Origin of the sequence: Streptomyces sp. NPDC000151 (assembly GCF_040301705.1) — a bacterium.
Taxonomy (GTDB): Bacteria; Actinomycetota; Actinomycetes; order Streptomycetales; family Streptomycetaceae; genus Streptomyces.
Map to the genome: position 1 here is coordinate 1 of NZ_JBEPFC010000090.1, position 14,476 is coordinate 14,476.

A 14,476-nucleotide genomic window follows, 5' to 3' on the forward strand; every position below is an offset into this window, starting at 1 on the left:
GCCGGGCGGGCGGGGCGGGTGGCTTCGCGCGCACGGCGGCCGGGGCCGGCCGGGCGGGTGTCTGGGTGTCGGCCATGAGGGGCTGGCTCCTTATTCGGCCGCGGGGTGCCGCAGGGCCCGCTGGAGGTCCTTGAGCGCCTGGGCGCTGGTCTTCCCGCCGGTCAGCGCGGCGTACGCCTCGCGCTGCACGGCCGCGGTCACGTCGCCGTACTGGAAGACCCGCGGGCGCGGCACGGCATGCAGGATCGACTGCTTGAGGGTGGGGAGGTAGGGATACGTCTTGACCAGGGCGGCGTCCTGGTAGAGGGAGTCGTAGGTGGGCGCGGCGGGCGCGTACTTGAGCGAGAACCGCTGGTTCTGTTCGTTGGTGAAGAACTTCATGAAGTCCAGCGCGGTCGCCTTGTTCTTCGCCGAGGCGGTCAGGGCGAGGTTGTGGCCGCCGAGGCTGGAGGCGCCGGGGCCCTTGAGGCCGGGCAGCGGGGCGACGCCGAACTTCCCCGCGACCTTGCTGGAGCCGTCCTTCTTCGAGGCGAGCGGATACATGTACGGCCACTGCCGCTCGAAGATCAGCTTCCCGGCCTGGAACGCCTGCCGGGCGTCCTCCTCCTGGTACGTGATGGCCTCCTTCGGGGCCGTGCCGTCCCGGACGGCGTCGACGAGGAAGTCCAGCCCCGCCCTGGCCTGCGGGGTGTCCAGGTGCGGGCGGCCTTGCGCGTCGGTGACGGTGCCGCCCGCGGAATTGACGGCCTCGGCGAAGTTGACGGTGAGCCCTTCGTACTTCTGGAGCTGCCCGGCGTAGCAGGACATCCCGCGCGCCTCCGGGAGCTTCTTCACCTCGGCGCAGTCGGCCTTCATCTCGGCCCAGGTGACCGGCGGTTCCTCGATGCCGGCCTTGCGGAGCAGGTCGGTGCGGTAGTAGAGCATCCCGCCGTCGGAGCTGGCCGGGACCGCGTACAGACCGCCGCGGTAGGTCGCCGTCCGCACGATGGGCGGCAGCATCCGCCGCAGCGGGAAGCGGTCGGCGGGCAGCCGGTCGACCCAGCGGTGCGCGGCGAACTCCGAGGTCCACACGGCGTCGAGGGAGAGCACCGTGAACGCGTCGGACTTGATCTCGGCGTTCTGGATCATCTGCTGGCGCTGCGCGTCGGGGTCGGTGGGCAGCTGGACGAAGGTGACCTTCTCCTCTGGGTGGCGCTTGTTCCAGCGGTCGAGCAGCGCTTGCACGGTGCCGGTGGGGTCCTTGCCGGCGACGTACGTGATGGGGCCGCGGCCCTCGAATACGCCGGCCCGCGCGGCGGGCGCCGTACCGCCGGGCGCGCCACAGGCCGTGACGGCGGCGAGCCCGACGAGCCCCGCGCAGGCGCTCCGTACTGCCCTGGTGGTCCTGGTCTTCACTGTCTCTCCTGGCAGCTGGGCACCGCCCGGGACGCGGGGTCCCGAGCGGTGCGCCGACCGTGTGACTGCGCTGTCAGCCGCATCCCGAGCAGGCAGGACAAGAGACGCCCGTATCGCGGGCGTTGGGAGAAAAAAGGGTGCGCGAGCGGCAGGTGACGGCGGTCACTCTGTAACAACGCTTGCACGCTAGGAGCACACGTGGGGGAAGTCAACGCGTTACGTCGAGGTAATTTCCCGGTCGCATCGGGGCGCTATGCCCGGTTTTCACCAGTACTTGGCGGCTAAAGATGCACATGAAGACGCGCGGAACCGCCGAGACAGCGTTGTCACACCATCCTCATGACAGCGCTGTCTCGGAACGGTTCCGGACCGGCGCGCCGAGTGCTACCGTCCGCTCATGCCACCAGCCCAGCGGCACCACCCCACGCTGGCCGACGTCGCCCAGCGGGCCGGGGTGTCCGCCTCCACCGTCTCCCGCACCATGCGCGGCCTGTCGACCGTCTCGCCCGACGTGCGCGCCCGCGTCGAACAGGCCGCGCGCGAGCTGAACTTCGTGGTCTCCCGGCAGGCGTCCAGCCTGGTCACCGGGCGCACGGGCGTGGTCGCCGTGCTCGCGCCCACGCTCAATTCCTGGTTCATCGGCTCGGCGCTCTCCAGCCTCGGCCCCGTACTGCGCGCGGCCGGCCTGGACCTGCTCGTCTACGTCACCCCCGACATGGCAGAGCGGGCCGCCTTCTTCGAACAACTGCCGGCCCGGCGCAACGCCGACGCGCTGCTGGTGTTCTCCTTCGACCTCTCCGAGGAGGAGAGCGCGCGCCTGGACGACCTCCAGGTGCCGGTCGTCTACATCAGCCAGCACGCCGCGGGCCGGCCCAGCGTGTACGTGGACGACGTGGCCGGGGCCCGCGGCGGCACCCGGCACCTGCTCGGCCTCGGGCACCGCCGGATCGCGTTCGTGCAGACCATCGGGGCCAGCGGCTTCACCTTCAGCTCGCACGAGCGGCTGCTCGGTTACCGGCAGGCGCTGACCGAGGCGGGCGTGCCGTGGGACGACGAGCTGGTGGTGGCCACGCCGCCCGGGCACAAGCGCCGCACCGCCGAGGCGGTCGGCCGGCTGCTGAGCCTGCGCGAGCCGCCCACCGCGATCTTCGCCGAGCAGGACGAGGTCGCCGTCTCGGTGCTCTGGACGCTGCGCAGGTCCCGCATCGACGTGCCCGAACGGATCTCCGTACTGGGCTTCGACGACCACCAAATGGCCGAGTGGTCCGACCTGACCACGATCGCCCAGTCCCCGGAAGAGATCGGCCGAGCAGCAGGCGAGCTGGCCCGCGCCCTCATCAACGACCCGGAAACGGACCAGTCCCGCCACGTCGTCCTGCCGACGCGACTGATCCCGCGAGCGACCACGGCACCGCCGCCGGTTGGGGTGGAGGGCCCCTAGGGCCCGCTGGGGCCGTCCGCCGGCGAAAAACTCGTGCGAAAGTCCTGGCGGGTGTCAAGAAGACGGCGGCGGCTCCGACCAACCGGCGAAGGGCCCAGCCGGGGCTCGCGAATCACGAGGAGTACGAGATGCAGTTCCTGATCAGCCTGCACATCAACCCGGCCGTACTGGACGCATTGACGGACGAGGAGAAGGCGGCGATCGGCGACGGCCACGGCAGGTTCATCCAGGCGCTGAAGGAGTCCGGCGAGCTGATCACCACGCAGGCACTGGTCGACCCGTCACAGGCCGCTGTGGTGTCCGTGCGCAACGGCCAGCCCGTGGTGACCGACGGACCTTTCCTGGAGGCCAAGGAGTACCTGGGCGGCTTCTACCTGATCGACTGCGAGAACAAGGAGCGGGCGATCGAGCTGGCGGCGCGGATCCCGGACACCGCGATCGAGGGGCTGGGAGTCGAGGTGCGGCAGGTGATGTTCGCCGACGGACAATTGGAGGCATGACAGCACCGGACTTCGAGGACCTGCTGCGTGAACTCACGCCGCAGGTCCTCGGCACGTTGGTACGCCGGCACCAGCAGTTCGAAGGGTGCGAGGACGCCGTACAGGAGGCCGTCCTCGCCGCCACCGTGCAGTGGCCGGCCGAGGGAGTGCCGGGCAATCCGCGCGGCTGGCTGGTGACGGTCGCGTCCCGGCGCCTCATCGACCAGATGCGGAGCGACCACGCGCGCCGCGAGCGGGAGTCGGCGGCGGCCACCGAGGTGGTGCCCGAGGACGTACCGGACACCGACGACACACTCGTCCTGCTGTTCCTGTGCTGCCATCCGACGCTGACGGCGGCCTCCCAGACCGCCCTGACGCTGCGGGCGGTCGGCGGCCTGAGCACTGCCGAGATCGCCCGCGCGTTCCTCGTGCCGGAAGCCACGATGGCGGCCAGGATCAGCCGGGCCAAACAGCGCGTCAAGGCCGCCGGCAGCTCGTTCAGCCTGCCGGACGGCGCGGAGCGCGAGGAGCGGCTACGGGTCGTCCTGCACGTGCTCTACCTGATCTTCAACGAGGGTTACACCGCGTCCTCGGGCAGTGAGCTGCACCGCGCCGACCTCGCGCACGAGGCGATCCGGCTGGTCAGGATGGTGCACGCACAGCTGCCCGAGGACGGCGAGGTGACCGGGCTGCTCGCGCTGATGCTGCTGACCCACGCCCGCCGTGCGGCACGTACGACGGCGGCCGGCGACCTGGTGCCGCTGGACGAGCAGGACCGTACGAAGTGGGACCGCGAGCTGATCGACGACGGCATAGAGCTGGTCAAGGCGTCGCTGGCCGGCCCGGCGCTGGGGCCTTACCAGCTGCAGGCCGCCATCGCCGCCACGCACGCCGACGCGGCCACGGCCGAGGAGACCAACTGGCCGCAGGTGCACGCCCTCTACCTGATCCTGGAACGGATCGCACCCAACCCGATGGTCACCCTCAACCGGGCGATCGCGCTCTCCGAGACCGAGGGCCCACGGGCCGGGCTGGCCCTGCTGGCCACCTTGGACGGGGACGCGCGGATGGCCGGGCATCACCGGCTGCTGTCCGTACGGGCGCATCTGCTGGAGAAGACCGGCGACACGGCCGGGGCGTACGAGCACTACCGGCGCGCCGCGAAGTCCACCGCCAGCATCGCCGAGCAACGCTACTTGGAGTACCGGGCCGGCAGGGTGAAAGCATAGGTTCCGTTGCCAGCACCGCGAGGTGCGCGCTACGCCGGAGTGATCTCGTACGAGTGACCGCCACGGGCCGCGAGGAGGGCCGTGCCCTCCTCCGTGCGGGGTGCGTGGTCCTTGTTCGTCGTCAGGTCGCGTACGGCGTACGGGCGGGTGAACAGCGCGCCGCGTAGCCGGAGTTCGCCGTCGCGGCCCGCGTGTAGTACCAGCCGTCGTGCGGCGCCGTTCGACCATGTGAGGTCCACGGCCGTGTCGCCGCGCGTCCGGAGGCCGGTGACCGAGCCGTCGGGCCAGCGGGCCGGGAGGGCGGGGAGTATTTCGATCGCGTCGAGGTGGCTCTGCAGCAGCAGCTCGGTGATCCCGGCGGTGGCGCCGAAGTTGCCGTCGATCTGGAACGGCGGGTGGGTGTCCCAGAGGTTGGGCAGTGTGGAGGAGGTCAGCAGCTGGGTGAGCATGGTGTGGGCGTGGTCGCCGTCGCGCAGCCGCGCCCAGAAATTGATCTTCCATGCCTTGGACCAGCCGGTGCCGCCGTCGCCCCGCGCCCGCAGCGAGACCTTCGCCGCCTCCGCCCACTTACTGCCGGGTTCGATCCCCCGCCCCGGGTGCAGCGCGAAGAGGTGCGAGACGTGCCGGTGGGTGTCCTCCGGGTCGTCCAGGTCGGCCTTCCACTCCTGCAGCTGGCCCCAGGAGCCGATGCGCAGCCCCGGGTCCAGCCTGTCCAGCGCCCGCTGCAGCTCCGTACGGAACGCCGCGTCGTCACCCGTAAGACGGGCCGCCTCCAGTGTGTTGACGAACAGGTCGCGGACGATCTGCTGGGAGATGGCGGCGCCCGCGGTGAACGCGCCGTGCTCGGGCGAGTAACTGGGCGAGACGACCAGGGTGCCGTCGCGCGGGTCGGTGTGCAGGGTGTCCAGCCAGAAGAGCGCGGCCTCCTTCAGCGCCGGGTAGGCGGTGCGGCGCAGGTAGCCGGGGTCGCGGGTGAAGCGGTAGTGGTCGTAGAGCTGGTGCGCGAGCCAGGCGGCGGCCTCGGGGAACCAGAAGGCGGTGGCCCAGTCGTGCACGCCGGTGAACCCGTACGGATTGGTCTCGTTGTGCACCACCCAGCCGCGGGCCCCGAACATCTCCTTCGCGGAGACCGCGCCGGGCGGCCGCAGCGCCGTGACGAAGCGCTCCAGGGGCTCGGCGGCCTCGGCGAGGCCCGCCGCGTGCACGGGCCAGTAGTTCATCTGGAGGTTGATGTTGGTGTGGTAGTCCGCCGACCAGGGCGGGGTGGTGGAGTCGTTCCATACGCCCTGGAGGTTGGCGGGCAGCGAGCCGCGGCGCGAGGAGGCGATGAGGAGGTAGCGGCCGTACGCGAAGTACAGGGCTTCCAGGGCGCGGTCGGCTGGGCTCGTGCCGCCGGTGTAGGCGGCGAGCAGGCGGTCGGTCGGGACGCCGGCCGGCATCCGCTGGCCGATGTCGAGCGCGACACGGTCGAACAGCCGCCGGTGGTCGCGGAGATGGGCCGCGAGCAGCCGGTCATAGCCCGTGGCAACCGCGGCGTCGACGGCCCGGGTGATCCGGTCGTGCGGGTCGGCGCCGCGGTAGTGCGGGTGCCGGTCGGCGTAGTCGGTGCCGGCCGCGAGCACGAACCACAGGGTGTCGGCGCCGGACACCGTGACCGTGCCGTCGGCGTTGTCCCGTACCGTGCCGCCCTCGGCCAGCACGCGCAGCTGCGCTTCGAATACCAGGCCGTTGTCCTGGAGGGCGCCCCGTACGGTGATCCGGCCGTCCCGCGCGGTGACCGTGCGGTCGTCGCGGGGCGAGGTGGTGCGCACGGTGCAGCCGATGGCGCCGGGGCGGTCGGCGGTGACGCGGCCGACGAGGACGCCGGCGGGATGCGAGGCGAAGTACGCGCGGCGGTGGGTGGTGGTGCCGCTCCGGTAGCGCACACCGGCCACGGCGGAGCGCAGGTCCAGGTCGCGGCGGTACTCCGCCGGGGCGGCGGGCGCGTCCGGGATGTCGAGGTGGAGGTCGCCGAACGTCTGGTACGCGCCGTAGCCGGTCTTCGGCAGGCCCAGCAGCTCCGCGACCCGCTCGGGGTCGGCGCTGCCCTCGTCGTCGATCAGCCGCCGCACCCGGTCGAGGGCGTCGGGGCGCGGGCTGTGCCAGTTGCCGGCGTCGTAGCCCGGGGAGCCGGGGCCGCCGGTCCACAGCGTCTTCTCGTTGAACTGGAGCCGCTCGCTCGCGACGGTGCCGAAGACCATGGCGCCGAGCGCGCCGTTGCCGAGGGGCAGCGCCTCGCGCTCCCAGTCATCGGCGGGACGGTCGTACCAGAGCAGGTATTCATCGGAGGGCTCGGGCGCCGCTTCTGCGGATCGCCCGCGTGCCTCGGCGCCCGGTCCCACCCCCAGGGCGAGCGCGCCGCCCACCCCAACGGCGCCCAGTACTGCGGTTCTTCGGCCCACTTCGGTACGCATCGGCGGCTCCCGGCGATCCCGTGAACGACTCACCCCGGCAGGGCGCCGCCGATGCTATAGGTCCGATGTCTAGGGCGACAAGAGGTCGTACGGAACCGCGGCCGCCAGGCTGCCCTACCGCACGCGGCCCTGCGCAGTCCTGCGTCGCTCAGCCCTGCTGGAACATCTCCGCCGGCAGCGGCTTCAGCAGCGCGTACAGGTCGTCGGTGATCGGGCGGTCCCAGCTCGCGATCGTGACCAGCACGCCGTCGCTCCGGTCGAACTGCACGCAGGAGACGCGGCCCTCGGAGCACTTGATCCGCTTGACGATCAGCAGGTTGTCGTCGTGCATGACCGGGAGGTCCTCGGTCTCCACGACCGTGACCTCCTCGTCGTGCTCCAGCGCGTCCAGCAGCTGCGCCACCTCGAAGGGCACCTCGCCCTCGCCGAGCTCGCGCGCCGGGGAGCCCTCCGGGAGGTTACCGATGATCATCGCGGGGCCGCGGCCGCCGAAGAGGTCGTACCGCAGGAAGACGCCCTGGCAGCTGCCGTCGGGGGCGGGCAGCAGTCCGGCGCCGAGATTGCCCGGCCAGTCACCGGGGTCCATGGCGAGCACATCGAAATCGGGCCCTGCGGGCGCGGCGCTACGGCGGCGGAGGAACGACATACAGCCATCGTACGTGCCCCGCGCGGCCACCCTCCTGCGGTACCGCGCCGCCGACCGGCCGGAAGCCGTAGGGCCGGAAGCCGTGCGGCCGGAAGCCGCAGGGCCGCCCGTCACACCTCCGGCGCGGCGGGCGGCCGCATGACGGCGGCCACGCCGTCGCTCCCCAGCAGCCGGGCCAGGCCGTTACGGTCCGTGCCCATCTTGCGGTAGACACCGGACAGCAGCCGGCTGACGTCCGGGAGCTGCGTGCCCAGCTCCACGGCGATGCGGTCCTTGGGCCAGCCCTGCACGACCCACTCGGCCACCGCCCGCTCCTGGGCGGTGAGCGTGTCCGTACCGGAGCTGCGCAGCTGGAGGGGGCGCAGCCCGGCGGCGGACAGCTCGTCGCGGGCGCGCGCCACCAGCGACTCGGCGCCGCAGTGCAGGGCGCCGTCCAGACCGCGGTAGAGCCGGTCGGCGGCGTCCTGCGGCAGGCCGGCGCGGCGCAGCGCGGCGCCGTGCTCGACGAGCGCCTGGGCCAGCTCGTAGGCGGAGGGCGAGCGCTCGAAGTGGCGGACCGCCTCGGCCAGCAGCTTCATGCCCTCCGCGCCGCCGACCACGCCGGCCTTGCAGAACAGCGCCTGTCCGATGGCGGACTCCGTACCGAAGTCCTGGGCGCGCTGCAGCGCTTCGTCGGCGAGGGCGAGCGCCCTGGGCCGGTCGGTGAGGGTGATCGCGCGGGCGAGGTGGAGCCGCCAGGGGCACCAGGCGGGGTTGCGCATGGCGCGCGGCTCCAGGCGCCTGCCGACGGCCGTGAGCTGGTGCTCCGCGTCGCGGTGCAGGCCGCGGGCGAGCAGCAGCTCGCTGTAGACGGTCTGCGAGTCGGGGTAGACGACGGCGTTCGGGACGACCTCGCCGTAGCTGTACGTGTCGGCCAGCTCCTGGGCCTCGTCCACGCGGCCGCGCGCGAGCAGGATCTCGATGAGGATGCCGATGGCGAACCACTGGGCGGGCACCCGCTGGCCCACCCGGTGCGCGATGCGCAGGCCGCCGTGCACCAGGTCCTCGGCCTCGGCGAGCCGGCCGCGGCGGTAGCGGATGTAGCCGAGGAGGGTGTACCCGAAGGAGAGGTGGGCGCCGCGCCAGCCCTTGCGCTCGCACTCGGCGATGCCCTGGTGGAACAGCTCCTCGGCGCGGCCGGGCTGGTCGCAGTACATGAAGGTGAGCGCGACGATGACGGGCACCTCGAAGCCCCAGTCCTCGTCGGTCCACGGCAGCCCGTCGCCGAGGGCCTCCTCGGCGTAGTGCAGCGCCGTCTGCGCGCTCTCGCCGCGCACCATGGCGTCCCAGGCGCGCAGCCCGAGGATGTACCGCTCTGCCATGCCGCGCCCGGTGACGTGGTCGGCGAGCTTGGCCAGCAGCCGGGAGCGGGCCGGCGAGTCCTGCTCGTCGGCGCGGAACGCGTTGTACATGAACTGCTCGGCCTGCATGCGCAGCCGGGTGCGCGCGTTCGTCGCGCGCTGGACCTCGCCGGCGACGACCTGGGCGGCCTCCCCCAGGCGGTCGCTGTGGGCGAGGGCCTGCGCCAGCTTGTACGTGATCGTCTCCCGCAGCTCGGGCTCCAGCTCGTGCTCCTCCAGGGCCGCACGGAGGTGGTTCACGGTGGTGGCCGGCTCGCTGAGCAGGGAGGAGCAGCCCAGCTCGAACAGGACGCGGGCGCGGTCCTGGAGCGAGGGCGGTTCGCGCAGCGCACGGGCCAGGCAGCGGCGGGCGGCGTCCGGCGCCCCGGCCCTGAAGTACTCGGCGGCGGCCTCCCGCAGGCGCTGCACGACCCAGTCGTCGTGCTCGGGGTGCATTTCCAGCAGGTGGCGGGCGGCGGCGGTGGCGCCCAGGCCGGCGTCCACGACCGCGGCGGCCGCCTGGCCGTGCAGGGCGACCCGCAGGGCGCCGGGGATGGCCTGGTAGACGGCGCTGGCGACGAGCGGGTGGAAGAAGCGGAGGTTGCCGTTGTCGGACTTGCGGGCCGGGGCGAGGATGCGCGCTTCGCGCAGCTGGTCGAGGACGTCGGCGGCCTGCACGGCGCCGAGGCCCGCGACGTTGGCGGCGAGCGTCGGCGAGACCTCCGTACCGAGCACGGCGGCGGCCCAGGCGAAGCGGACGGCCGCGGTCCCGAGCCGCTCCAGGCGCTCGACGAGGCCGCTGTCCTTGATGGCGGTGATCAGCTCGCGCAGCTGGGAGACGTTGGCCTGCTGCGGCTTGATGCCGCGCTCGCGGATCTTGGCGCTCAGCTCGACGACCTCGTACGGATTGCCGCCCGTGACGGCCCAGCACTCGCGGCAGAACGCCTCGTCGGCGCCCTCCCCGACCATGTGGTTCACCACGCGCCGGACGGCGGTGGGGGTGAGCGGAGTCAGCTCGAAGGGGCGGGAGCCGCTGCGCTCGGCGATCCGGCGCAGCGGGCCGGCGCCGGCCGGCAGCTCGTCGGGGCGGTACCCGACGACGATCAGTATGGGCAGCTCTTCCGCGCGGGCGGCGAACGCGGTGAGCCAGGCGAGGGATTCGGGGTCGGCCCAGTGCGCGTCGTCGAGGATGAGGACGACGGGCGAGAAGTGCACGGCGAAGCGGGTGACGACCCAGTCCAGGCCGTCCCGGACGCCCTGCGGGTCGGGCGAGGCGTCACCGTCGGCGGCGACCAGCCCGACGGCGGGCGCGACGATGTCGTACTAACTGCCGAGGATGCGGCGGTGCTCTTCGGGGGACTCGGCGGCGAACACCGGCTGCACCAGCTGGCGTACGACGTGGAAGGCCACCTCCTGCTCCTGCTCGCCGCCGCGGGCGAGGAGCACCGTGCAGCCGCGCGCGACGGCGCGCCGGCGGGCCTCGGTGATCAGCGCGGTCTTGCCCATGCCCGGCGGCCCGGCGAAGGCGAGCAGGCCGCCCGTACGCACGCCCTCGGCGCCGTCACCCGAGCCGCACAGGTCGGTCAACATACCGTCCAGCGCGCTCAGTTCCGTCTCGCGCTCGAGCATCGGCCTGCGCACCCGGCCCGATCGCCCGATCATCTCCGCCATGACCTTCCCCTCCTGCATACAGCGATGAGCCTAGCGCTGACGGGGGCTCCGGGAACCGTCCTCAGCGACTTTCGACCATGGACCGCTGGAGCGCACCGCACGATTCCGCGCCGTCCGCGGCGGCGCACGGCGTGCGGTCCTCCGCCTGCGCGGGTGGCGCGAGCGGGCGTCGTGCACGAACTCATTGACCGATAAACCTGCTCCCTTCTTGACTCGTAGTTGCAGGAGCCCCAGGCTCCCCTGGCTGCGTCACGGGGCGCAGCGGCAAAGGAGGCGGACCATGAACGACCCGATCATCGCGGAGGCGGCCCCGCTGCCGCCCGTCCCCCGGCGTACGGCGCCCCTCAGCATCCCGTTCCAGGCCCGGCTCAACCCCGGGGTGGAGGCGGCCCGCCGGCACACGCTCGGCTGGCTGCACGGGTACGGCATGCTCTGCGGGGAGGCGGCGACCGCCGAGTACGACGCGCTGCGGCTGGACCGGCTCATGGCGTACTTCTACCCCGACGCCGACGCCGCCGAGCTGGCCCTGGCCACGGACTTCAACGCCTGGTTCTTCCTCTTCGACGACCAGTTCGACGGCCCGCTGGGGCAATGCCCGGAGGCGGTGGCGCACTTCGTGGACCGGGTGGTGCGCACGATGGACGACGCGCCGGACCTGCTGCCCGAAGAGCCCGACAGTCCCCTGGTGGCCGGTTACCGCGACATCTGGCAGCGGATCACCGACGGCGCGCCGCGCGCCTGGCAGCTGCGCTTCAAGGGCCACTGGGAGCGGTACCTCTCCGCGTACCACTGGGAGGCGCAGAATCGTACCCGTAAGGGGGTACTGCCGCTGGAGCAGTACCTCAAGGGGCGGCGGGACTCCATAGGGGTGCAGCCGTGCCTGGACTTCGCGGAGCGCTGCGGCGGTTACGTCCTGCCACGCGAGCTGCACGGCCGACCACCCCTGGCGGAGCTGCGCCGGCTCACCGCCGAAGCGGTCATCTTCGTCAACGACATCGTGTCCGTGGACAAGGAGCTGGCGGCCGGCGACGTCAACAACAGCGTGATCATCCTGCACCGTTCGACCGGCTGCACGCTGGACCAGGCGGTGCGCCGGATCGCCCGTACGGCGAGCGCGCGCGTGGACCAGTTCCAGGAGCTCACCTCGGTCCTGCCCGCGACGCTCAAGGAGCTGGGCATGCCCTCCGCCGTGCACGACCACGTGGCGCACTACGTCGCGAGCATGCGGCATCTGATCAGCGGTAACCTCGTGTGGTCGCGGGAGACCCCGCGCTACGACGACAGCGGCACCGCCGCGGTACGCAGCCGCCCGTGGGCCGACCTCTTCACGGCCGCCGACCCAGGAGTACCGGCCGCCGACCCAGGAGTACCGGCCGCCGACCCAGGAGTACCGGCCGCGGGCCCGGGAACACCGGCCGCGGGCCCGGGAGCACCGGCCGCGGGCCCGGGAGTGCCGGTGCCCCGACAGCACGAACGTTAAGGCACCCTCTGTGTCCGACGAGTACAACTACTGGAAGGCCGGGCTGGGTTCCGTACCGGAGGAGGTGTGGGAGGCGTCGCCGGGGCCGCGGGTGCTGATCCTCGCCGACAACGCCCTCACCGACCTCCCCGACCGGATCGGCGAGCTCACCACGCTGCACACCCTCGACCTCGGTCACAACGCGCTCACCCGGCTGCCCGCCGCGCTCGGCGGGCTCACCGGCCTGTCCCGCTGTCTGTACGTCCACGACAACCGGCTCACCGAACTGCCCGCGGCCCTCGGCGAGCTGACCCGTCTCGGTTACCTCAACGTCGGCGACAACCCGCTGCGCCGCCTCCCGGACGCGCTGGGCGGGCTGGCGGGCCTGCACGAGCTGCGGGCCCAGCGCTGCGCGCTGACCGCCCTGCCGCCCGCGCTCGGCCGGCTCGCCCGGCTGCGGGAGTTGTGGCTGCGCGGCAATCACCTCACCGCGCTGCCCGGCACCTTCGCCGGCCTCCGGGAGCTGCGCGAACTGGAACTGCGCGAGAACGCGCTGGGCGACGTCCCCGCAGCACTGCGCGGGCTGCCGCTGCTGCGCCGGCTGGACCTGCGCGGCAACCGGATCCGCACGCTCCCCCACTGGCTGCCGGAATGGCCGGCACTGGAGAAGCTGGACCTGCGCTGGAACGCCGTCGACGACGGCGCGCCGGCGCTGCGCGTGCTGCGGGCACGCGGGTGTGTGGTCCTCGCCTGACCGCCGACAGGCCGGATGACCGTGGTCAGGTCAGATCGAACTCGCCGTCGCGGGCGCGGCGGACGAAGCCGCGCCACTCGCCGGGTCCGAAGACGACGGCCGGGCCATTGGGGCTGCGCCGGTCCCGCATGGCAATGAAGCCGTCGACGAAGGCGATCTGGACGTCGCCCATGCCCTGCCCGCTGGGCTGCCACTGGGCGTGCGTGAGATCCAGTTCGGGCTGCTTCTCGCCGGTGATCCGCTGCTCGGCGGTGGTGCTTTCGGCCACGTTTCCCGCTCCTCACCCGGTCGGCTCCGTCGGTCCGTGCCAGCCTAGCCACCGCGCCCGGCCACCGACAGGCCGCGACGGCGCGCCCGTCTCGCGCCCGTACCGGACCGGTCACGTCACGGGCGGCTCCGCGCCGACCAGCCACATCGAGAAGAACTGCGAGCCGCCCCCGTACGCGTGCCCCAACGCCCGCCGCGCTCCCGGTACTTGATGCTCGCCCGCCTGCCCGCGTACCTGGAGTGCCGCCTCAGCGAAGCGGAGCATGCCCGAGGCGCCGATCGGGTTGGTGGACAGGACACCGCCCGAAGGATTCACCGGGAGGTCACCGTCCAGTTCCGTCACGCCGGACTCGGTGAGCTTCCAGCCCCCGCCCTCCTCCGCGAAGCCCAGGTTCTCCAGCCACATCGGCTCGTACCAGCTGAACGGCACGTACATCTCGACCACGTCGATCTCCCGGCGCGGGTCGGTGATGCCGGCCTGCCGGTAGACGTCGGCGGCGCAGTCCCGGCCCGCGCGCGGCGAGACGGCGTCCTTGCCCGCGAAGAGCGTCGGCTCGCTGCGCATCGCGCCACCGTGCACCCACGCGGGCGGATGCGGCGCGCGCTCGGCACCGGCGCGCCCGGTGAGGACCATCGCACAGGCGCCGTCCGAGGAGGGGCAGGTCTCGGAGTACCGGACGGGGTCCCACAGCATCGGGGACGCCTGCACCTTCTCCAGAGTGAGGTCGTGCTCGTGCAGATGCGCGTACGGATTCTTGAGCGCGTTGCGGCGGTCCTTGTACGCGACGAGGGAACCGACCGTTTCGGGCGCGCCGGTGCGCCGGATGTACGCGCGGACGTGCGGGGCGAAGAAGCCGCCCGCGCCGGCCAGCAGCGGCTGCTGGAAGGGGACGGGCAGGGAGAGGCCCCACATCGCGTTGGACTCGGACTGCTTCTCGAAGGCGAGGGTGAGGACGGTGCCGTGCACGCGTGCGGCGACGAGGTTGGCTGCTACAAGGGCGGTGGACCCGCCTACGGAGCCGGCGGTGTGCACCCGGAGCATGGGTTTGCCGACGGCGCCGAGCGCGTCGGCGAGGTACAGCTCCGGCATCATCACGCCCTCGAAGAAGTCCGGCGCCTTGCCGATCACCACGGCGTCGATGTCGGCCCAGGTCAGCCGGGCGTCCTCCAGGGCGCGCAGGGCGGCCTCGCGGACGAGTCCGGCGATCGACACGTCCTTGCGCGCTGCGGCGTGCCGGGTCTGGCCGATGCCGACGACGGCCACGGGCTCCTTGCCCGTGCCAGCGCTCTTGACGGCGCTCAT

At 72.6% G+C, this 14,476-nt stretch carries 10 protein-coding genes and 1 pseudogene; 5 read left to right on the forward strand and 6 right to left on the reverse strand.

Going from position 1 to position 14,476, the window contains the following annotated elements; all coding sequences use genetic code 11:
* Positions 1-90 precede the first annotated feature (90 nt).
* Positions 91-1,395 (reverse strand): ABC transporter substrate-binding protein, encoded by a 1,305-nt coding sequence (locus tag ABT381_RS23160; protein WP_351597521.1) that lies wholly within the window; start codon positions 1,393-1,395, stop codon positions 91-93.
* Between the two features lie 397 nt (positions 1,396-1,792).
* On the opposite strand from ABT381_RS23160, the gene ABT381_RS23165 reads away from it, so the two are divergent.
* The 3 genes from ABT381_RS23165 (at position 1,793) to ABT381_RS23175 (ending at position 4,544) form a co-directional block, all read left to right on the forward strand.
* Positions 1,793-2,836, forward strand: coding sequence for a LacI family DNA-binding transcriptional regulator (locus ABT381_RS23165; protein WP_351597523.1), 1,044 nt, complete (start codon positions 1,793-1,795; stop codon positions 2,834-2,836).
* A 128-nt stretch (positions 2,837-2,964) separates the two neighbouring features.
* Positions 2,965-3,336, forward strand: a complete 372-nt coding sequence (locus tag ABT381_RS23170; RefSeq protein ID WP_351597526.1) for a YciI family protein — start codon at positions 2,965-2,967, stop codon at positions 3,334-3,336.
* A complete protein-coding gene (locus tag ABT381_RS23175; RefSeq protein WP_351597529.1) occupies positions 3,333-4,544 on the forward strand; it encodes an RNA polymerase sigma factor in 1,212 nt (403 codons plus the stop codon). The genes ABT381_RS23170 and ABT381_RS23175 overlap by 4 nt, the downstream gene beginning before the upstream one ends.
* Positions 4,545-4,573: 29 nt before the next feature.
* Here the strand turns inward: ABT381_RS23175 and ABT381_RS23180 are convergent, their stop codons facing one another.
* From ABT381_RS23180 to ABT381_RS23190, 3 genes and pseudogenes are all read right to left on the reverse strand, one after another.
* Complete coding sequence (locus ABT381_RS23180) at positions 4,574-6,997, reverse strand: glycoside hydrolase family 95 protein (protein WP_467754686.1); 2,424 nt, start codon at positions 6,995-6,997, stop codon at positions 4,574-4,576.
* Between the two features lie 148 nt (positions 6,998-7,145).
* The gene (locus ABT381_RS23185) at positions 7,146-7,643 is read right to left on the reverse strand and encodes a glycosyltransferase family protein (RefSeq protein WP_030250687.1); all 498 of its coding nucleotides are present in this window, start codon (positions 7,641-7,643) and stop codon (positions 7,146-7,148) included.
* Positions 7,644-7,753: 110 nt separating this feature from the next.
* Positions 7,754-10,693 (reverse strand): annotated as a pseudogene (locus ABT381_RS23190) (ATP-binding protein).
* Between the two features lie 280 nt (positions 10,694-10,973).
* On the opposite strand from ABT381_RS23190, the gene ABT381_RS23195 reads away from it, so the two are divergent.
* Both ABT381_RS23195 and ABT381_RS23200 read left to right on the forward strand, forming a co-directional pair.
* Complete coding sequence (locus ABT381_RS23195) at positions 10,974-12,173, forward strand: isoafricanol synthase (RefSeq protein ID WP_351597532.1); 1,200 nt, start codon at positions 10,974-10,976, stop codon at positions 12,171-12,173.
* Positions 12,174-12,183: 10 nt separating this feature from the next.
* Positions 12,184-12,906 carry a leucine-rich repeat domain-containing protein gene (locus ABT381_RS23200; protein ID WP_351597535.1) on the forward strand — a complete coding sequence of 241 codons (723 nt, stop codon included), beginning with the start codon at positions 12,184-12,186 and terminating at the stop codon, positions 12,904-12,906.
* 25 nt (positions 12,907-12,931) lie between these two features.
* On the opposite strand, the gene ABT381_RS23205 is transcribed toward ABT381_RS23200, so the two are convergent.
* Positions 12,932-13,174: a DUF397 domain-containing protein gene (locus tag ABT381_RS23205; RefSeq protein ID WP_031064166.1), complete on the reverse strand. Its 243-nt coding sequence runs from the start codon at positions 13,172-13,174 to the stop codon at positions 12,932-12,934.
* Between the two features lie 111 nt (positions 13,175-13,285).
* On the reverse strand, positions 13,286-14,476 hold the full coding sequence (locus ABT381_RS23210; protein WP_351597538.1) for a thiolase family protein: 1,191 nt from the start codon (positions 14,474-14,476) through the stop codon (positions 13,286-13,288).

What these genes read in the sequence shown, in the direction of transcription:
- ABT381_RS23165 (WP_351597523.1), top strand. Translation starts at nt 1,793, where the DNA reads ATGCCACCAGCCCAGCGGCACCACCCCACGCTGGCCGACGTCGCCCAG.
- ABT381_RS23170 (WP_351597526.1), top strand. Translation starts at nt 2,965, where the DNA reads ATGCAGTTCCTGATCAGCCTGCACATCAACCCGGCCGTACTGGACGCA.
- ABT381_RS23175 (WP_351597529.1), top strand. Translation starts at nt 3,333, where the DNA reads ATGACAGCACCGGACTTCGAGGACCTGCTGCGTGAACTCACGCCGCAG.
- ABT381_RS23180 (WP_467754686.1), bottom strand. Translation starts at nt 6,997, where the DNA reads ATGCGTACCGAAGTGGGCCGAAGAACCGCAGTACTGGGCGCCGTTGGG.
- ABT381_RS23185 (WP_030250687.1), bottom strand. Translation starts at nt 7,643, where the DNA reads ATGTCGTTCCTCCGCCGCCGTAGCGCCGCGCCCGCAGGGCCCGATTTC.
- ABT381_RS23195 (WP_351597532.1), top strand. Translation starts at nt 10,974, where the DNA reads ATGAACGACCCGATCATCGCGGAGGCGGCCCCGCTGCCGCCCGTCCCC.
- ABT381_RS23210 (WP_351597538.1), bottom strand. Translation starts at nt 14,476, where the DNA reads ATGAGCGCCGTCAAGAGCGCTGGCACGGGCAAGGAGCCCGTGGCCGTC.